The sequence below is a fragment of the Microcoleus sp. PH2017_28_MFU_U_A genome, assembly GCF_020738035.1.
Lineage (GTDB): Bacteria > Cyanobacteriota > Cyanobacteriia > Cyanobacteriales > Microcoleaceae > Microcoleus.
The window spans coordinates 39,208-58,811 of record NZ_JAEQCX010000072.1 but is presented as its reverse complement, the minus strand read 5'-3'; the positions used below and the strand labels follow the sequence as shown (position 1 = coordinate 58,811).

18 protein-coding genes are annotated in these 19,604 nt (G+C 46.1%); 10 read left to right on the top strand and 8 right to left on the bottom strand.

The features are described from left to right. Positions 1-283 (top strand): transposase (locus JGK14_RS17980; protein WP_293189999.1); only part of this gene is annotated, 283 nt, incomplete at its 5' end. Next, a complete protein-coding gene (locus JGK14_RS17975) occupies positions 271-1,002 on the top strand; it encodes a response regulator (RefSeq protein WP_442921463.1) in 732 nt (243 codons plus the stop codon). The genes JGK14_RS17980 and JGK14_RS17975, both read left to right, overlap by 13 nt. 143 nt (positions 1,003-1,145) lie before the next feature. Here JGK14_RS17975 and JGK14_RS17970 read toward each other — a convergent pair whose 3' ends face one another. Both JGK14_RS17970 and JGK14_RS17965 read right to left on the bottom strand, forming a co-directional pair. Continuing rightward, positions 1,146-1,871 (bottom strand): pentapeptide repeat-containing protein, encoded by a 726-nt coding sequence (locus JGK14_RS17970; RefSeq protein WP_293325557.1) that lies wholly within the window; start codon positions 1,869-1,871, stop codon positions 1,146-1,148. A gap of 481 nt (positions 1,872-2,352) precedes the next feature. Then, complete coding sequence (locus tag JGK14_RS17965) at positions 2,353-3,552, bottom strand: phosphoglycerate kinase (RefSeq protein ID WP_293177783.1); 1,200 nt, start codon at positions 3,550-3,552, stop codon at positions 2,353-2,355. Between the two features lie 185 nt (positions 3,553-3,737). Between JGK14_RS17965 and JGK14_RS17960 the strand changes: the two genes are divergently transcribed. From JGK14_RS17960 to JGK14_RS17950, 3 genes are all read left to right on the top strand, one after another. Beyond that, the gene (locus JGK14_RS17960; protein ID WP_293177780.1) at positions 3,738-4,148 is read left to right on the top strand and encodes a universal stress protein; all 411 of its coding nucleotides are present in this window, start codon (positions 3,738-3,740) and stop codon (positions 4,146-4,148) included. A gap of 376 nt (positions 4,149-4,524) precedes the next feature. Next, entirely contained in the window at positions 4,525-5,382 is an 858-nt protein-coding gene (gene ylqF, locus JGK14_RS17955) for a ribosome biogenesis GTPase YlqF (protein ID WP_293149305.1), read from the top strand. Positions 5,383-5,454: 72 nt separating this feature from the next. Next, entirely contained in the window at positions 5,455-7,068 is a 1,614-nt protein-coding gene (locus JGK14_RS17950; protein ID WP_293177777.1) for an adenylate/guanylate cyclase domain-containing protein, read from the top strand. Between the two features lie 179 nt (positions 7,069-7,247). On the opposite strand, the gene JGK14_RS17945 is transcribed toward JGK14_RS17950, so the two are convergent. After that, positions 7,248-8,063 (bottom strand): MOSC domain-containing protein, encoded by an 816-nt coding sequence (locus tag JGK14_RS17945; protein ID WP_293177774.1) that lies wholly within the window; start codon positions 8,061-8,063, stop codon positions 7,248-7,250. Positions 8,064-8,278: 215 nt separating this feature from the next. Here JGK14_RS17945 and JGK14_RS17940 point away from each other — a divergent pair, with 215 nt between their 5' ends. Then, a complete protein-coding gene (locus tag JGK14_RS17940; RefSeq protein WP_293177771.1) occupies positions 8,279-8,992 on the top strand; it encodes a carbonic anhydrase in 714 nt (237 codons plus the stop codon). Positions 8,993-9,119: 127 nt separating this feature from the next. Here JGK14_RS17940 and JGK14_RS17935 read toward each other — a convergent pair whose 3' ends face one another. After that, positions 9,120-10,307 (bottom strand): glycosyltransferase family 2 protein, encoded by a 1,188-nt coding sequence (locus JGK14_RS17935; RefSeq protein WP_293177768.1) that lies wholly within the window; start codon positions 10,305-10,307, stop codon positions 9,120-9,122. 462 nt (positions 10,308-10,769) lie between these two features. Between JGK14_RS17935 and JGK14_RS17930 the strand changes: the two genes are divergently transcribed. Further along, entirely contained in the window at positions 10,770-11,039 is a 270-nt protein-coding gene (locus tag JGK14_RS17930; RefSeq protein WP_293177765.1) for a GlsB/YeaQ/YmgE family stress response membrane protein, read from the top strand. A 294-nt stretch (positions 11,040-11,333) separates the two neighbouring features. Here the strand turns inward: JGK14_RS17930 and sppA are convergent, their stop codons facing one another. From sppA to JGK14_RS17915, 3 genes are all read right to left on the bottom strand, one after another. Further along, positions 11,334-13,154, bottom strand: coding sequence for a signal peptide peptidase SppA (gene sppA, locus JGK14_RS17925; protein ID WP_293282273.1), 1,821 nt, complete (start codon positions 13,152-13,154; stop codon positions 11,334-11,336). Positions 13,155-13,540: 386 nt separating this feature from the next. Further along, a complete protein-coding gene (fni, locus tag JGK14_RS17920) occupies positions 13,541-14,590 on the bottom strand; it encodes a type 2 isopentenyl-diphosphate Delta-isomerase (protein WP_293190005.1) in 1,050 nt (349 codons plus the stop codon). 276 nt (positions 14,591-14,866) lie between these two features. Further along, on the bottom strand, positions 14,867-15,550 hold the full coding sequence (locus JGK14_RS17915; RefSeq protein WP_293190007.1) for an SDR family oxidoreductase: 684 nt from the start codon (positions 15,548-15,550) through the stop codon (positions 14,867-14,869). 78 nt (positions 15,551-15,628) lie between these two features. On the opposite strand from JGK14_RS17915, the gene JGK14_RS17910 reads away from it, so the two are divergent. After that, positions 15,629-16,738, top strand: coding sequence for an S-(hydroxymethyl)glutathione dehydrogenase/class III alcohol dehydrogenase (locus JGK14_RS17910; RefSeq protein WP_293177753.1), 1,110 nt, complete (start codon positions 15,629-15,631; stop codon positions 16,736-16,738). A gap of 90 nt (positions 16,739-16,828) precedes the next feature. After that, a complete protein-coding gene (fghA, locus tag JGK14_RS17905; protein WP_293190011.1) occupies positions 16,829-17,683 on the top strand; it encodes an S-formylglutathione hydrolase in 855 nt (284 codons plus the stop codon). A gap of 139 nt (positions 17,684-17,822) precedes the next feature. Here the strand turns inward: fghA and JGK14_RS17900 are convergent, their stop codons facing one another. Then, positions 17,823-18,737 carry a branched-chain amino acid transaminase gene (locus JGK14_RS17900; protein ID WP_293190013.1) on the bottom strand — a complete coding sequence of 305 codons (915 nt, stop codon included), beginning with the start codon at positions 18,735-18,737 and terminating at the stop codon, positions 17,823-17,825. A gap of 308 nt (positions 18,738-19,045) precedes the next feature. On the opposite strand from JGK14_RS17900, the gene JGK14_RS17895 reads away from it, so the two are divergent. Next, a complete protein-coding gene (locus JGK14_RS17895) occupies positions 19,046-19,414 on the top strand; it encodes a Lin0512 family protein (RefSeq protein WP_293177745.1) in 369 nt (122 codons plus the stop codon). Positions 19,415-19,604: the final 190 nt, after the last annotated feature.

Below are 19,604 nucleotides of genomic sequence, written 5' to 3'. Positions count from 1 at the left end.
CATCAAACATCAAGCTGACAAAAATGGTTCGATTGTTGTTGATGTGTCAGAAGCCTATACGTCTAAGACTTGTGGAAATTGTGGTCATATTCATCGAAAACTTGGCGGCTCTAAAGTGTTCAAATGTCCGAATTGCCAAACGGTAATTGGGAGAGATTTGAACGGCGCACGTAATATCTTGTTACGTGCTTTGTCGGATTCGACCTGTTCTGTCAGCCATGACGGAATTGCGATCGTTACATCTCCAGCATTGCACAGCTATGTAGAGAAATGTTCAGCGTAAAAGAATCAGCCGCAGTTTCAAGAACTGTCAACTGGAATTGGTGCAAGGCCCTCATGGAAAGAATATTAGTAGTTGACGACGAAGCAGACTGTCAAACAGTCTTGGCAATGTATCTCGAAAGCCAAGGATACCGGGTTGAATGCGCTAATTCAGGAGTTGAGGCGCTCTCAATTTTTGAAAATGCCCCCCCAGATTTGGTGATTTCAGATGTGATGATGCCGGAAATGGACGGGTTTGAGTTTTGCCGGCGCTTGCGTACTACACGTTTGGGACAGTTGGTGCCGTTTATATTTTTGTCTGGTCAAGGCGAAATTGAGGCAAAAGTTGAAGGTCATGCGATCGGCGCTGACGATTATCTGGTAAAACCTTTTCAGTCTGAAGAAATCTTGGCTAAGGTGAAAGCTCAGTTAGAGCGCTCCCACCGCATTCACGCCGAGATTGTCCGACTGCTGCAAACTTCTACCGCCCTGGCGGTGGAGCCCAAAGTTGTCGCAGTATTGCCACCACTAGCACCTTTGCCTCTAACACCAGCCGAGGAAAGAGTTTTTTGGGAGGTGATCCAGGGTTATACTAACAAACAAATTAGCGATCGACTGTTTATTAGCCCCCGCACCGTCCAAGCTCATTTAGGCAGCATATTCAGCAAACTACAGTTAGAAAATCGCGCCCAGCTTGTGAGATTTGCCCTAGAAAGGGGATACAAACCACCTCAAACTTAGCTCCGGTCTCAACTTACGGTGTACCAGCCCTTAATTACCCGCAATAAAAACGGTTTGTAGTGAGGACTTTAGTCCTCATAATCTGAGGACTAAAGTCCTCACTACAAACCCATCTGATTGTCGTCGTTCGAGAGAACCTGATATTATTCCAAATTCAAAACACAATAAGGAAAACTCGTCGTCACGCAAACCATCGGCCCCAAATTTGTACCCCGCAAATTTGCACGTTCCAAATCAGCCTGCCGCACGTCCCTCGCCGCATCGATATTTGTCCCGGTCAATTGAGCTCTAGGAAGCCTGGTATTTGACAGAATAGCATTCTGCAAATTAGTATCGCGCACGTCAGCAAAAGACAAATCAGCCCCGCTTAAATTCGCGCGATTCAAATTCACTCTAAACAGCAGCGAACGTCGCAAATCTGCATTCGACAAATTAGCTTGCAGCAAATAAGCTTCGCCCAAATTAGTATTAAAAAGCTTAGCACCGCGCAAATCAGCTCTCGTCAGATTGGCCCGCCCCAAAAAAGCATTAGACAAATCCGCATTTCGCAGATTAGCGCTGTCCAAGTCGGCACCATACATTTCAGCATTAACCAAGTTAGTATTTGCCAAATTAGCACCACTTAAATCTGCTTCTAGCAAATTAGCTTCGTAGAGATTAGCTCCGCTTAAATCAGCTCCTCTTAAATTAGCTCTGTACAAACTCGCCTTAAACAAATCAGCATTTCTCAAATCGCAGCCCTCGCACTCCTTACTTTCGAGCAATTGCCGGACATGATCTGGATTTTGAGCTTTGACGGGAGCTGCCAGCAAAAACGGGGCTAAAACTGCTACAGTTGCCGTTACACTTGCCAAGATTTTAAGTTTCACAAACAAACCTCACTGCCACTTCAGACCAATTATACTCGCAAAAATTGCGATCGCTAGTCTTGTACTCGTAAACGTAATATTATTTACCCTCAATAACTCCCATATAAAAGGTTTGTAGTGAGGACTTTAGTCCTGCTATGGATGCGGACTAAAGTCCTCACTACGAACCAATTTTATTAGGCTGGTTCTAGTGGAGACCATATAAGCCGCCCGAAGCCAGAATTTTCAACTGGTAAACGTAATATTATTTACCCTCAATAACTCCCATATAAAAGGTTTGTAGTGAGGACTTTAGTCCTTCTATGGATGCGGACTAAAGTCCTCACTACGAACCAATTTTATTAGGCTGGTTCTAGTGGAGACCATATAAGCCGCCCGAAGCCAGAATTTTCAACATAATAGCAAACTAAAAAATTCAGTTTTTTTTAATTGACAATCGTCTTGAATTCTGCCTTCGGTCTTCTACCTTCTATCGGAAGATTTAAGCTTCATCTAAAGCCGCAACACCAGGCAATTCCTTACCTTCTAGCAGTTCCAAACTAGCGCCGCCACCAGTAGAAATGTGGCTCATTTCTGGCCCCAGATTCAACTGTTCCACAGCCGCCACCGAGTCACCGCCACCGATAATCGTGGTAGTACCAGTCTTAGTAATTCCAGCTAAAGAATGAGCAATTCCTTCAGTTCCCGCAGCAAACTTCTCCATCTCAAACACGCCCATCGGCCCGTTCCAGATTACCGTTTTGCAATCAGCCAAAGCATCTTGGAAAGTTTTCACAGAATCCGGGCCGATGTCCAAACCCATCCAACCGTCGGGAATGCTCTCAACGGAGACAGTTTGAGTGTTGGCGTCAGCAGCAAACTTGTCAGCAACTACCACATCAGTAGGTAACAGGAAAGTAACTCCCCGTTCCTTTGCCTTCGCTTCCAAAGACTTAGCCAGTTCGAGCTTGTCATCTTCCACCAAAGACTTGCCAACGTTCAAACCGCGAGCTTTGTAGAACGTGAACACCATGCCGCCACCCAGCAGCAATTTGTCGCACTTTTCGAGCAGTTTTTCGATGACTCCAATCTTGCTGGAAACCTTAGAACCACCGATGATAGCAGCTAAGGGACGTTGCGGATTGTCGATCGCACTACCGAGATATTGCAACTCCTTCTCCATCAAAAACCCAGCCACCGAAGGACTCAGATACTTAGTCACACCCTCAGTCGAAGCGTGAGCCCGGTGAGCCGTACCAAAAGCATCATTGACATACAAATCAGCAACAGAAGCTAACTTCTTGGCAAATTCTGGGTCATTTGCTTCCTCTTCAGGGTAGAAGCGGACATTTTCCAGCAAAATCACATCGCCATCAGCCATCGCCGCCACAGTAGCAGCCACTTCATCACCAATACAGTCGTTAGTCTTTTTGACTTCCTTCCCCAACAATTCCGACAGCCGCTTAGCAACCGGAGTCAAGCGCAACTTCTCCGTCACACCCTTGGGACGCCCGAAGTGACTGCACAAAATGACCTTAGCGCCCTTCGACGCTAAATCCTGAATAGTCGGCAGAGCAGCCCGGATGCGAGTATCATCGGTGATATTGCCGTTGTCGAGCGGCACGTTAAAGTCCGCGCGCACCAATACCCGTTTGCCCGATAAGTCCGATGCCGATAAATTTGCTACAGTTTTTTTTGTCACAGGATTAACCTCCTAATATTTGTGTTTTTGTCTAATTCCGTTGAAATGGCGGCACTCGTCACTTGCACTTGGGGCCTCGGGCGCATTCAACCGCGCCCGTACAAAAAACGGAAGATGAAACAAACGGCACTGATTTGGCTCAACGTAAACATTTTATCGGAGTCCGTGTCCGGGAAATGCGAACTATGTTCAAGACTGTCTTATTTCCTGTAGATCAAAGCCGAGAAGCCCGCGAAGCGGCGGAAAAGGTTGTCAATATTGTGAAAACCTACGCTTCTCGTTTAGTTATTCTGTCGGTAGTCGAACCCCCAGCCGAGGAGGGTGAGGCACCGCGAGAGGTGATGAGTTCCCCCGAAGCAGTCGCCAAACTGCTGTCTGAAGCCCAGTCGATGTTTTCCCAGCAGGGAATTGAAGCTGAAATCATCGAACGAGAAGGCAAACCTGCTTTCACGATTTGTGATGTGGCTGACGAAGTTGGGGCTGATTTGATTGTGATGGGCTGTCGTGGGATGGGTTTAACTGATGATGGTGCGTCTGACAGCGTTACCAGTCGGGTGATCAATCTGTCTCCTTGTGCAGTTTTGATTGTGCCTTAGTCAGTTGACAGTTGACAGTTGACAGTTGACAGTTGGCAGTTGACAGTTGGCAGTTGACAGTTGACAGTTGGCAGTTGACTCCGAAAGCAGTTGACAGTTGGGGCGGTGCCCCGCCTTGCTCGCCCTCTTAGTTGACTCCGAAAGCAGTTGACAACTAACAACTGACAACGAACAACGAGAGCATCTCAGTTTTGATTTTGTAGTGCGAGCTTAAGAGCTCGCTTGCTGTTAAAACCAAGCGAGCTCTTAAGCTCGCACTACAACAAAAAAATGCTTTTTGCAAAAATTGAGATGCTCCCCGAACAACTGACAACGAACAACGAACAACTGATAACTGACCACTAACAACTAACAACTAACTAATAACTAATAACTAATGAAAATTCACTGGTATCCCGGTCACATTGCCAAAGCTGAACGGGCATTAAAAGAACAGCTAAAGCGGGTAGATGTGGTGCTCGAAGTCCGAGATGCCCGCATTCCACTAGCGACTTACCACCCCCAAATGCCTACCTGGGTGGGCGGTAAGGCGCGAGTGTTGGTCATCAACCGCATGGACATGATTACGCCTAGAACCCTCGATGCGTGGGAAACCTGGTTTGAATCTCAGGGCGAAACTGCTTATTTTACTAACGCCGAGCACGGTCAAGGAGTACACGATGTTTCCGATGCTGTCCAGGAGGCTGGGGTGCAGCTAAATAAACGCAGATTCGATCGAGGAATGCTACCCCGTCCAGTCCGCGCCGTGGTGATGGGCTTTCCCAATGTCGGCAAATCTGCTTTAATTAATCGCCTTTTAGGGCGCAGAGTAGTAGACAGTGCCCGCAGAGCTGGAGTAACTAAATCGCTCCGATGGATTCGCATTTCTGACGAAATTGAGTTACTAGACGCCCCCGGAGTAATCCCCACCCGGATTAACAATCAAGAAAATGCCATAAAATTAGCTATTTGCGAAGATATTGGCGAAGCAGCTTACGACAATCAGGTAGTAGCAGCAGCTATGGTTGATTTGCTCCTCGGGCTGGAGGCGGCTGATGACACATTGATATCAGTATCTGGTTTCAAATCTCGGTATAAATTAGATATAGGATCTAGCAATGGTGAAGATTATTTGCACGAAGTAGCAAAAGACAGGTATAAAGGAGATGTCGAACGAACGGCGCGGCAGATGTTAAACGATTTTAGAACTGGTGTGTTGGGTCAGCTTACTTTGGAGTTGCCGCCAGCTTTATAAGACTTGTAGGAGATTTGATCTGATGAATTCAAGTCTTATCAAAGCCTTGAAAATTCAACAGCGGTGCTGTCTATGAATGAACTGAATCTGGAACTTCAAATTAATGGAATCATCGAAAAAACCGTGCCTGTCGAAGGCGAGCAATTTATTATCGGTAGGTTGCTAGAATGCGATTTGCAACTGCCTTTTTCTGACATTTCCCGGCACCACACCCGCTTGTTTAAAATAGCTTCAGGGGAGTGGCTAGTTGAGGATATGGGCAGTACCAACGGGACGCTACTAAACAACAGTCCCCTCAACCAACCTCACTTAGTCAATCAGGGCGATGTGATTTATCTGGGACACCGGATTAATTTGATTGTCGTTTTGCCCGATCGCTCTGACCCCCAACTTCCTGAAATCGGCACCATGCCCGAAGGAGTGACTATCCTCGGCAAAGCTAAAGAACTGCAAAAACAGTGGATAGAACCAGACACAAAACTTGAAAAAAATTACGAACAAGCTATCTCGCGTTTAAAATACTTAGTCGATATTGCGAAGTATTTAAACACCGCTGAATCCATCGAAGCAATTTTCGATCAAGTCCAGCAAATCGTGTTCCGCGATATCAAAAATATCGAACGTTTGGCACTATTAATAGACTTTCAAAATAACGGCGAACTCGAAGTAGTTAAGACTGCCGCCAGACCCACTGCCAAAAATAAATATATCCCTGCTGACGGCAGTTGGATCGGCCGGACTATTTGCCGCAAAGTATTAGACGAACAAGTTGCTCTCAAAACTGCCGACGCTCAGTTTGACGAACAGTTTGACGACAATATAAGCATGATCGATAAAGGAATTCGCACGGCGATAGCTGTTCCTCTCTGGGATGAAAATACAGTTTTTGGAGTGCTTTACGGCGACGCTCAACTGACTTCTAGAGAGTGGTATCTGGGCGGAGATGAAGACTTGAGCTTTTTTTCAGCTTTAGGAAATATCGCTGCTTCTAGCGTGCAGCGGTGGCTGCTGACACAAAAACTCCGCACCCAAGAAACTATGCGGCAAAGATTGGAACGCTATCACTCTCCGGCTGTGGTGCAGCATTTAATGAATACGGGGACTTTAATTGACCACCGCCTGCCGCCTGTGGAACGCGAAATCAGCATTTTGTTTGCAGATATTGTGGGCTTTACTGCGATGTCTGAACGCTTGAGGCCCCCTGAAATTGCCCGGTTGCTGAACAATTTCTTTGAGGAAATGCTGCAAGAAGTTTTTGGGGAAGGAGGAACTTTAGATAAGTTTATTGGAGATTGTATTATGGCATTTTTTGGAGCGCCGGAACCTCAACCGGATCATGCCGATCGCGCGGTGGCTGCTGCTTTGGGAATGCTCAACCGTCTTGACGAACTCAATGCAAATAAGAGTTTGGGCGAACCGCTGCAATTGCGGATTTCTATTAACAGCGGCAAGGCAATAATTGGTGATGTCGGCAGTTCTAAAAGAGTTGATTATACTGTGTTGGGTTCGACTATTAATCTGGCTGCTCGGATGGAGGGAATTTGTCAGCCTGGGGAATGCGTGGTGAGCGAAGCTACTTACACGTTGCTGCGATCGCCCCAAAGTTTTGAGCCGATGGGAGATTTCCGCTTTAAAGGAATTGACAGACCGATCGTGGTTTATAGTACCAACAGAAATTTAAGGTAATTGGTAATTGGTAATTGGTAATTGGTAATTGGTAATTGGTAATTGGTAATTGGTAATTGGTAATTGGTAATTGGTGATTGGTGATTGGTGATTGGTGATTGGTGATTGGTAATGGGGACGTTTAAGTCAAAAGGATTGAGTTATTAGTGAGGGATGCAAGTCCTCCTAATTTTTTTAAATTAATCAGAAATGGTATTAACTACGGATTTGCTAACGCTGAGGATTTGAACTTCATCTCCTATGTGTACTATTTTTCCGGCTGATTGAAGTGGCACTCGCGTGTTAACGAGCAGCCGACTAAAGTGATTGAAATGCCCTTTTTTTTGCAATTCAGGCATGATTTCATTTTGCTTGGCTGTTAGCATAGTTTTCAAGTTTGGATAAGCTTCTTGAGCAGCAGAATTTCGGTTGGATTGCAGACAGGGCTGACCGGGATTAATACCTTCAAATATTACTGGCCCTATTTTAAACCTGACAACTTCATCGGCTGCTCCGAAAAGTCGATCTTCCCAAAAAGCCGGGACATCTCCTATTTCAATATTAGCTCGCAAGCGATGGCGCATTTCGTTAACGCAAACTCTGGGAAACCAAGATGCTACTTCGGCTATTGTTGCGGTACTGATAATGCTTGGCCCGGGTGCTGCGGTATCATCGGGAAAGCCTGCGAGCAAGTTTTCAATTAATTTGACCGGGAAACCGAAGTAGTTGCTCAACCAAGATTCTATTGCGGGGCGTTCTCTATCTACATGAAAAAATATTTCTTGTTCGGTGTCTTGAATTTTCAGACCGGCGATTCTCTTTTTTATGTCAAATGATAGGCGCAGAAAATGGACTCCGCTGTTGCGCTTAGCGTTAACAAATGCTCCGGAAAGATCGCAGATGGCAAAAGAGCGATCGCCTGCTAGAGCTCCGCTGGCAAGAATATTAGCTTGACTGACAGCTATGCCGTCAAGGGACTTGACCGGATAGATATGAATGCTGGCGACGTAAGACATTGTGATTCATTGATAAATAATTGTTGTTTTAGATACACTATAGCATCCTCCGCAGGCAGAATGATGACCGCAGTTAATTCCATGAAATTACAAGGGGCGATTTTTTATTAGTTTATATTTGGCAGCTACTTGTAAAGAAAAAGTAAAGAATTTTTGCTGGGCTGATGGCAAATATTATACTAATAAATATAAAACAATTAACCGAGTTGCAAGCAATGACCGACTCAAAAAAAATAGGCAAGATGTCGAGGCGGAGTGCGATCTGGATGTCAAGTGCAGGGGCGCTGGTGGCAACCATGGCCCCAGGGCTGTTCAAAACTGAACCGGCCTATGCAGAAGGAGTAGTCTCAAACATCACTCCTGAGGCCGCACTCAAGAAATTGATGAACGGGAATCAGCGGTATATTCACCAAAAACGGACATTTCCCGACCAAAGCCGATCGCGAATTACCGAAGTAGCAAAGGGTCAACATCCGTTTGCAACCATCCTTGCTTGTTCTGATTCGCGGGTAACACCCGAAATTATTTTCGACCAAGGATTGGGGGATTTATTTGATATCCGAGTAGCTGGAAATTTTCTCGACGACGGGGTTCTCGGAAATATGGAATATGCCGCATTAGAATTAGGCGTTCCGCTATTAGTAATTCTGGGTCACGAACGCTGCGGTGCTGTGAAAGCGGCTTTGGATGGTAAAGCTGTGCCGGGTCACATTAGCACTTTGGTGGCGGCGATTAAACCAGCCGTTGATGCTACAAAAAATCAATTGGGCGATGCTTGGGATAACGCAGTCAGAGCTAATGTAAAAATGAATGTAAAAAAGTTAAAATCTGCGTCGCCTATTTTGGCTGAAGCAGTGAAAGCGGGAAAGCTTAAAGTTGTTGGGGCGCGCTACGATTTGGACAGCGGCAAAGTAGAGATAATTGCTTGATTTTGTTGGTATTTTTCGCAATTTGTAGGGTTAATGCCAAGAGTGCTTACCCCTCTGGGATCGATGGGAAACTACCGACGATTGCCCCTACAAATGACCTACTTAACGAGAAAGTAGATATGCAGGTTTAGATTAAACCCATTTCTTGCAGTCCGCGGCGCAGGCGTTCTGCTTCAAAGGGGCGGCGCTGTTCGTGAAGGGCGATCGCTCTTTTGAATTCTGCTAAACTTTCGGGCATTTTGCCAATTTTCAGCAGCGCTACTGCCAAGTTTTGATGGGCTTCGGCGTGTTCGGGATCGATTTTAATGGCTTGTCGGTAATAGGCGATCGCATCTACCAAATTTCCGGTTGCTTTCAGTGTGAGTCCTAAATTGTAGTGACCTGGTGCAAAATTGGGATCTATTTTTAAAGCTGCTTTGTAAGCTTTTTCTGCTGCTGGCAAATCTCCTTCATCTTTGAGCAAATTGCCCAAATTATTGTAAGCACCTAATTTGAGCGCCGGGAAAACATCTGTATTAATTGCGAGTTGATAGTGTTCTTTGGCTTTGGCAAATTGCTGTTGCTGGCGGTAAGCAATGCCTAAATGATAGTTAAGTTCGTAAACAATAGATTCATCAATTGTCGCCGCAGTCAATCCCCTAGTTAATAAATTAATGCCCCGCGCGATTTGCCCGCTTTCTACGTACAGCGCGCCTAATTTGCTGCACGCATAAGCATCGTTTGGATAATAAGCTATATAGCGTTCCATTGCTGTTTGAGCTTTTTGGAATTTGCTTTTTGCTGCGATCGCATCTTTGTGATAACCAGAGTGCCAAATCGCCACATCGGGGAGAGAAGCTATTTTCCACTCTGGTTCGCGCTGCAAAATCTCAGCCACGCTGTCGTCTACCATGGCGTGGTAAGGGCGAGAAAAGCGGATGCCGGGGCGATTGCGAAACAAACGCGACACTAGGGAATAGGGTGATTGAGATGCACCGATTTCTTGGCGGATGAGATTGATTAGCAACAGTCGATCGCTCTTAATTGCCTGCTGGATCTGAGGTACAATCTCCGGTACCAGCACCTCATCGGCATCCAACACCAAAATCCAGTCGCCCTGGGCGTGCTTCAGAGACTCGTTGCGCGCCGCTGCGAAGTCGTCGCACCATTCAAAGTCATAAACCCTCGCCCCGGATTCTCGGGCTATTTCACGAGTGCGATCGCGCGAACCGGTATCTACTACAACTATTTCATCTACAACACCCTTCACGCTGTCCAAAGTCCGCGACAGTGTTGCTTCTTCATTTTTCACGATCGTGCACAGTGTCAGATTCATCGGGGGCCAACTTTCCTAATTTGACTGAATTATTGTAATTTTTTTTACCAGTAAAACACCAAAAGTCCCAGAAAAATTTCTCCTACTTCCCTTCGGCTTTGAGCATAAGTAGCTTTCTTCCTTAGAAAAATTGGGTTATACCAACCGCACCCAACGGTTAGAAGGTTCTGAAATAGCACTTTCCATGAGTAGTCGATTGCTTCTGTCCTAAATAAATAAAGCCTTCTATCCTAGATAATTAAAGGCTTCGTTCTTAGTTGTGCGTTCTGCGTTCTGCATTCTTAGTTGTCCGTTCTTCAATAACTCTTTTGACATATTAAAAAGCCTTAAATTAGGATGATTCATGAGAAATTATACCTCTTTCGGTTCATCCCTACGGTAGAGGAAAGGACGGGATATCAGTTGCTATTCTTAGAACATAAGACAAGGCAGACAAAAGTTAAGGACTCAGGAGAAAAAGAAATGGGAATTATTGCTTGGATCGTTTTAGGACTGATTGCCGGTGCGATCGCCAAAGCCATTTATCCGGGAACTCAAGGTGGCGGTTTTGTCGCAACAACAGTTTTAGGAATTATCGGCGCGCTGGTGGGAGGTTATTTAGGCCAAGTCTTTGTGGGGACTAGCGCGGGAGCATCCTTCGGAGCATTAACTGTACCCAGCATAGCTTTTGCAGTCATCGGCGCGATCGTGGTACTTTTCATCTGGGGATTGTTGACTCAGCGTGCTGCATAATAAATATTTCCAATTCCCAGTCGATCGACTTAAAGGGTATTCATAAACCCGGTTTCTTGAGGAAACCGGGTTTTTCAATATCGGAGTCGGCGGTTGAAACTCGGCGGTTGAAACTCGGCGGTTGAAACCGCTACTACACAGACAAAACCCGCCGACGCGGGTTGAAGAGTAAAGACAAACTCGGAAACCCGCCGACGCGGGTTGAAGAGTAAAGACAAACTCGGCGGTTGAAACTCGGCGGTTGAAACCGCTTCTACACAGACAAAACCCGCCGACGCGGGTTAAAGAGTAAAGTTAATTAATCCGCAAGTCGAAAGGTAAGCGAACGTAAATCCCTTGCGGGTCATTCATCGACTTGATAACAGCCAATTCATCCTGCATTTTCTTAACTTCTGCACTCAGCGGATCGAGTTTGGTGGCTGGTTTCAAAACGCGAACGCCGGATATTCTTTCCAAAATTTGCTCTTCCAAACTGCGGCGTTTTGGATATTCTTCTAACTGCCAATCGTCGCCTAGCTTAGCTTGCTTAGCTGCTTCTCTAACGGCATCTTCTAGGCCGCCAATTTCATCGACTAAGCCCAACTGTTTCGCAGCCGTACCAGACCAAACTCTGCCTTGAGCAATTTCTTGCACCTTGTTTTTTGGCAGTTTGCGGGAGTCGGCGACTTTGGTGATAAATAGATCGTAAATGCGATCGACTATTCTCTGAATATTCGCCAATTCTTGAGGATTTTTGGGGCGGGAAACCGTGTTAGTATCCGCAAAACGGGCGGTTTTTACCACGTCCCAAGTTATGCCGTTGTTAGCAGCCAACTTTTCGGCATTGAATAGCATCCCAAAAACGCCGATGGAACCAGTAATCGTACTGGCTTCGGCAAAGATTTTGCTAGAACCCATCGAAATCCAATAGCCGCCGGAAGCTGCTAAATTGCCCATCGATACGATAACTGGCTTTTTTTTGCCTGTCAGCGCGACTTCGCGCCCGATGACTTCCGCAGCCGTCGCGCTGCCTCCAGGGCTGTTGACGCGCAGAACTACTGCTTTTATGTCGTCATCTTCTCGGATTTTACGCATTTCTTCAGCGATGCGATCGCCCCCTACTTGAGTCGGGCCGCCTTCGCCGTCTACAATCTCACCTTCAGCGTAAAGGACAGCAATTTGGTTTTTCTTGTGAGCGCGAGTAGAGTTTTTACTCTCAGCAACTCTTGCGTAGTTTTTCAAACTTATTTGCTTGAAAGATTTATCTTCTGCATCGGTTCCTGTTAGTTTTTTCAGTTCTGTTGCAATTTCATCAAAGTAGACAACTTTATCAACTAACTTGCCTTTGAGAGCTTCGTTAGCCATCAAAGTTCCGCCATTATCTGCAACTGCTTGCAGTTGGGGAACGCTCAATTTGCGGCTCGGCCCGACAGTTTTTAAGTATTCGCCCCAAATATCTCCCAGCAATTTTTGAGTTTGCTGGCGATTTTCAGGGCTCATTTTTTTGAGCAAAAACGGTTCGACGGCTGACTTGTATTTACCGACGCGAGTGACTTGCACTCCGAGGCCGTATTTCTCGAAAGCACCGGTTAAGAACATTGCTTGACTGCTAAAACCGTTGATTTCAAGAGATCCGTAAGGATTCATCGCAATTGTGTTAGCAACTGAACCGAGGTAATAATCTCGCTCATTCCAGTCCATTTCGTAAGCAAAAATGGGTTTTTTGGCATCTCGGAAACGCTGTAATGCCGATCGAACTTCTTTGAGATTAGCAAACCCGCTGCTGCTGGAATCCGAACTGCCTTCGAGATACATCCCCACGATTTTCGGGTCTTTTTTCGCAGATTCGATCGCATCTAAAACAGTCCGCAGCGTCACAGCATCCCCGGATTCATCCGAAAGTGCTTCTTGAATCGCCGCGCTCGTGCTGCGGCTCGGTTTGCTATCGGTGATATTTAGAGAAAGGTCTAATACCAATACAGACTTATCTTTAACTTGCGGGCCTGAATCTTTAGACGACGATGCCGCCAGAGCAATTAGCAGTACCAGTCCTCCCAATCCGATGCCGCCCAGCAGCAACAATCCCAGGAAGGTTCCCAGCAAACTTGCACAAGTATATTTTAGGAAATCTTTCATTTAGATAATTAGTCAGTTGACAGTTGACAGTTGACAGTTGACAGTTGATAGTTGATAGTTGACAGTTGATGGTTAACAGTTACAGTTGGTAATTGGTAATTAGCAGTTGGTAATTAGCAGTTGTTATTTGTTATTTTTGAATCTCTCCCAATAATCAGTAACTACTGACTACTGACTACTGCCAACTGCCAACGGGAGCATCTCATTTTTGAAAAAAGCATTTTTTATATATAGTGCGAGCGTCCCCGCTCGCGAGTATTATACCGCTCGCGAGCGGAGACGCTCTATAAATGCAAAACTGAGATGCTCCCACTGCCAACTGCCAACTGCCAACTGCCAACTGCCAACTGCCAACTGTCTACTGCCAACTGCCAACTGACATACTTTTATCTTAACCTTTCCAAAACCCCAGAATGTTTTAACTCATCTAAGTTAGCGCAGCCCGTACAAAACATCACAGTAGCGATTTCTGCAATTAAAACCTCAGCTAGAACACCTGCTGCTGATTCCGATGCTGCGGCTGCTTCCAGAAACGGCCGCGCCAGCCCCGCCACATCCGCGCCGAGGGCGATCGCCTTGGCTGCATCCAAGCCGTTTTGCAAGCCCCCAGAGGCAATCAGGGGAACATCTGGCGCTACGGCGCGGGTGCTGACAACGCACTCGGCTGTCGGGATTCCCCAGTCGGCAAAGGTGGCGCCCAACCTCCGCTGCTTGCCGTCTTTGGCTCGCTCTCCTTCTATTTTGGCCCAAGAAGTGCCTCCGGCTCCGGCAATGTCGATCGCGCTTACCCCAGCCGATCGCAATTTCTGTGCCATTTTTCCAGAAATACCGTTGCCTACTTCTTTCGCAATCACCGGTACTGGTAATTTATCGCACAATTTAGCAATTTTTTCGAGCAGTCCTTTAAAATTAGTATCGCCTTCAGTTTGAACGCACTCTTGCAGCGGATTGAGGTGTAAAATTAGGGCATCTGCTTCCAGAATATCGATAATTTTTTGACACTCTTCCAAACCGTAATTGTAGTTTAATTGAACCGCTCCGATATTAGCAAATAGCAGAATATCGGGAGCGCGACGGCGCACGGCAAATGTAGGAGCAAGTTGAGGGTTTTCGACAGCGCATCGCTGGGAACCGACTCCCATTGCGAGTTTGTATTCCTGAGCGACATCGGCGAGGCGATAATTAATGGTCTGGGCTAGTTCTGTACCGCCTGTCATTGAGGAAATTAGCAGCGGAGCGCCTAGTTTTTTGCCGAGAAATGTGGATGTGAGATCGATTTGGGTGCGATCGATTTCTGGCAAACAGCAGTGAGCAAAACGGTAGTGTTCCAGTCCGCTGGTAGTTTCGCGAAATTGTACGTCTTCTTCGAGACAGATCCTGAGGTGGTCTGCTTTGCGGGTTTCGGTTTGCGAGGGCGAGGTTAATGGCAAGTTCACAGTGGCTGTTGGGGGAGAGAGTTTTGATTGGGAAATACAGTAATTTTATTTGATTTCTGAGATTTTTTTAGAGAGCATCCCGTTTTTTGTAGGGGCGAAGCATTCGCGCTGAAAATCTCTTATATAGTCGATAGGATACAGGCGCGAATGCTTCGCCCTTGCGGATATGTTTGCACAATTGGGATGCTCCCTTTTTTTATTTAACCGCAGAGAGCGCAGAGGGCGCAGAGGAGTAGAAAAGAGAGATGTTCGCAAATTCTGCTTTCTGTTGCTATATTATCCCGGAACGGTCATCGGCACGCCATTATCTGAAGGTTTCAATTTTAGTAAAAAAGGCACTGCTTTTTGCACCCATGTTTTGACTGGCGTGTAACTTGCCGCGTGTTCTCCGAAAGAAATTTCCAGCATATCGGTGTGAATTATGCCCGGATTCAAAGGAATCGCTGCCATGCCTCGCGGGAGTTCTTGGGCGAGCGATCGCGTCAATCCTTCGATCGCCCACTTAGAAGCGCAATAGGGCGCGACTTCCGGCGAAGTTGACCTTCCCCAACCCGAACTAAAGTTGACAATTATGCCACTTTTTCGAGCAATCATTGCCGGGACAAAGTGGCGAATCACATTAGCTGTACCTTTAATATTAACATCAATTACCTCAGAAAACTCTTCATTACTGATATTCCACAGAGGCGCGGAATAATTAGTTATAGCTGCATTGTTAATCAGCAAATCTGGCAGTTGCTGCTTTGCCAAAATTTCTGTAGCCCAAGCTTTGACTAGCTCGTCGCTAGCGACATCCAAACAAGTAAAATGATGGGGCGCGCGATATTTTTGTTTTAGTTTTTCCACTGCTTCCGAAGAGCGGGCGCATCCTAAAACTGTGTGTCCCAATTCAATAAACTTTTCGGTCATCGCGAGACCGAGACCGCGACTGACTCCGGTAATTACAATTAATTTTGTCATAGAATTGGTGCAATTTTTAGATTAAGTAATAGAATACATATTGACGGAGCATTTAACAAATCATCCCAGGGGGAAAGCATGAAAGTAAAAGCAGCAGTTGCTCGCAGTGCCGGCCAACCTTTGACCATTGAAACGGTCGATCTAGATGGGCCGCGAGATGGTGAGGTGCTGGTAGAAATTAAAGCGACGGGTGTTTGTCACACCGATGCTTATACTCTTTCCGGCGCCGATCCCGAGGGTTTGTTTCCGGCAATTCTCGGCCACGAGGGAGCCGGGATTGTCGCGGAAGTTGGGGCGGGAGTGACAAGTGTCAAAAAGGGCGATCGGGTAATTCCACTTTACACTCCCGAATGTCGCAACTGCGCGTATTGTTTGAGCGGCAAAACGAATCTCTGTCAAGCAATTCGCCTCACTCAAGGGCAAGGCGTAATGCCCGATGGCACGAGCAGATTTTCAATTAATGGCGAGAAAATTTTCCATTACATGGGAACTTCTACCTTTGCTAATTATACAGTATTGCCAGAAATTGCGGTAGCGAAAATTCGCGATGACGCTCCCTTTGACAAAGTTTGTTTGATTGGCTGCGGCGTTACAACTGGCATCGGCGCTGTCATCAATACTGCCAAAGTAGAACCAGGTTCTAATGTCATAGTTTTTGGTTTAGGCGGCGTGGGTTTGAATGTAATCCAAGCAGCGCGCCTGGTGGGAGCCAACATGATTGTCGGCGTAGATATGAATCCCGACAAACGAGCAATGGCGGAAAAATTCGGCATGACTCACTTTGTAAATCCCCGCGAAGTTGAGGGCGATTTAGTGCCTTATTTGGTAGATTTAACCAAAGGCGGAGCTGATTACACTTTTGAATGTATCGGCAACGTTAATGTGATGCGCCAAGCTTTGGAATGCTGTCACAAAGGTTGGGGTGTGAGCGTGATTGTCGGAGTAGCGGGAGCCGGGCAAGAAATTAGCACCCGCCCGTTTCAATTAGTAACTGGTAGGGTGTGGAAAGGCACGGCTTTTGGTGGCGCGAAGGGCAGAACCGATGTTCCGAAAATTGTTGATTGGTACATGGATGGTAAAATTGATATTGATAGTTTGATTACCCAGATTATGCCGATCGAGCAAATTAATGACGCCTTTGATTTGATGCACCAAGGAAAAGTAATACGCACAGTTTTAACATTTTGAACAAAAATATTTCTCTCTTCTCTCTTCCTCTGCGCCCTCTGCGCTCTCTGCGGTAAAAAAAATCTAATTCACAAATGAAATAAAATTAACATGATCTCAAAATCCCTAAAACTGGAAAAACAATATAAAAGTTTGGGTGGCAAACTCGGCTTTTATAGCCATCAATCATCCGCCTGCAACAGCGAGATGAAATTCACTGTCTACCAGCCACCACAAGCCGAATCACAACCCGTACCAATCCTCTATTACTTGTCAGGATTAACCTGCACGGAAGAGAATTTTATGGCAAAAGCGGGGGCGCAACAATGGGCAGCAAAATATGGGTTAATGCTGGTGGCGCCCGACACTAGCCCGCGCAATACTGGCATTCCTGGGGAAGCGGACAATTGGGATTTGGGAAGCGGCGCGGGTTTTTATGTGGATGCGACAGCCGCACCTTGGAATTCTCACTATCGAATGTACAGTTATGTGGTTGATGAGTTGCCGAATTTAATCGCGTCAAACTTTCCGGTGATACGTGAAAAACAGGGAATTTTCGGGCATTCGATGGGCGGACACGGGGCTTTAATTTGCGCGTTAAAAAATGGCGATCGCTATCTTTCTGTTTCGGCTTTTGCGCCTATTTGCGCCCCTGTCCGCAGCCCTTGGGGACAAAAAATATTTGGACACTACCTCGGTGGCGATCGGGAGAATTGGAAGGCTTGGGATGCTAGCGAATTAGTTTTGGAACAGCAATACAAGCGCCCGATTTTGATTGACTGCGGTACGGATGATTCGTATCTAGCTGACGGGCAATTGTTGCCGGATGCGTTTGCGGTTGCTTGTGCAAAAGTGGGACAGATGCTGACTTTAAGGATGCAGGAAGGTTACGATCACAGCTATTATTTTGTGGCGAGTTTTATGGAGGATCACATTCGCCATCATGCGGCTGCCTTGTGCGAGTAAAAAAGTGACTCGGCGGTTGAAACCGCGACTACACACACGAAGTCTGCCTCCGCAGACTAAGAGATCGAGGGGGTATTTAACCGGATTTGGTATTTAACCAAATCCGGTTAATTTACTTCATGGATCCTTGAGTATCGCGTTAATTCAGACTAATCGCAAATACCCACTCTTTGTACTTGCTATCGCGATTTTCGATAATCCCCGTCAGTTTGTCCAAAATCTTTTCGGTGATGGGTCTGTTTTTAGGCAATTGATAGTTTTCTACTCGGTTAATTGGCGTAATTTTGGCGGCGGTTCCGCACAGAAAAATCTCGTCTGCAATCAACAGTTCTGATTTGTCAACTGGTCTTTCTGTGACTTCAATCCCCAAGTCTCTGGCGATGGTGATTACGCTGTCTCTGGTGATTCCTTCGAGAATATCTTGCTCGAAACCGGGAGTAACTAATTTGCCGTTTCTGGCGACAAATATGTTCATCCCAGAGGCTTCGCTGACTTTTCCTTGGGTGTTCATCATAATCGCTTCGTCGAAGCCGGATTCTACTGCTTCTGTTTTAGCTAGGGCTGAGGTGATGTAGGCGCCGCTAATTTTTCCTCTTAAGGGTAAGCTGCGGTCTTCTTGACGGTACCAAGAGCTAATTCTACAGTTGACTCCTTCTTTGGGTAAGTAGTCGGAAAGTTCTAATCCGTAAACAAAGAAGTCTGTGTCTACGTTGTGCAGTCTGGGGGCTATTCCTAAACTTGATGTGTAGATAAATGGACGGATGTAAAATGATTTTGTTGGCTGATTTTTTTTAACAAAATCAGTGATTACTTGTTGGATTTTGTCCGGGGGAATATCGCAGTGGAGGAAGCTGGCACTTTGACTTAATCTTTGACAGTGGCGGTCTAATCTAAATAGTAAGATGCGATCGCCATTTTGGGGGTCGGGAATTCCTCGCAACCCGCCTAAAACTCCGGTTCCGTAGTGCAGGGCGTGGGTGGCTATGGAAATTTTGGCGTCGGTAAAGGGGAGAAATTGGTTTTGAAAGTAGGCTATGGGGAGAAAACTATCCATGATTCAAGCTGGCGATGAGTTTGGCAGTCCGCGAGGAATGGTGATTTTGGTTATATTACCATAAGTTATGCGATTTTAGATTTGGGATTTGGGATTTTAGATTGACAATGACTGATTAACTATGGTTATGAGATTGTCGGTTGTTTGATTGTTTTTTTTGAACTAAGATGATTCTTGTGTTGTTATAACGATTTATAAAATAATAAAAATTGCGGTCGGTTTGGTTGATAATTGTTTTGGTAAAGAGTGCGATTCTTTTCTGTAAGCTTCGCTAACGACTATTCACAAAAATCAAGGAAGGGGCAACTGTGGCACGTAAATGTTTCATCATTGAAATGGGGATGGGTATCGACCAGCACGGGCAGGAACCTACTGTGGCGGCGGCTAGGGCTGTACGAAATGCGATCGCCAATAATGCTCTGCTAGGCGTCTGGGAAGTGGCGGGTTTGACTGACCCCAATCAGATGATTGTTGAGGTAAAGGTGGCTGTTCCTTACCCGGAACAAGTGCGGCCGGATGATGTGTTGGCGGTGCTGCCTTTTGGTAGCAAAACTCTGATTGTGGAGCAAGGGGGCATGATTGTGCCAGGAAGGGCGATCGCCTCTCTGAATGATAAAAATGATGAAATGTTAATCGCTGTGGCGGCTGTGACTGTTTTTGTGGACAATCAGCAGTAACTAATAGTGTGTTGTTTGAATAAATCGGCGGGCGCGCAAGTGCGATCGCCCGTCGGTGAGAAAATTATTAATTTAGCCTAAGTTTAACAGCAGCAAAAATAGAGTCCGATCGCGTGCAAGTGCGATCGGACTCTAGCTAATTATTGCGGCTGAACGGGCTAGAAGCCCATCCCACAAAAATCTTTTTTCT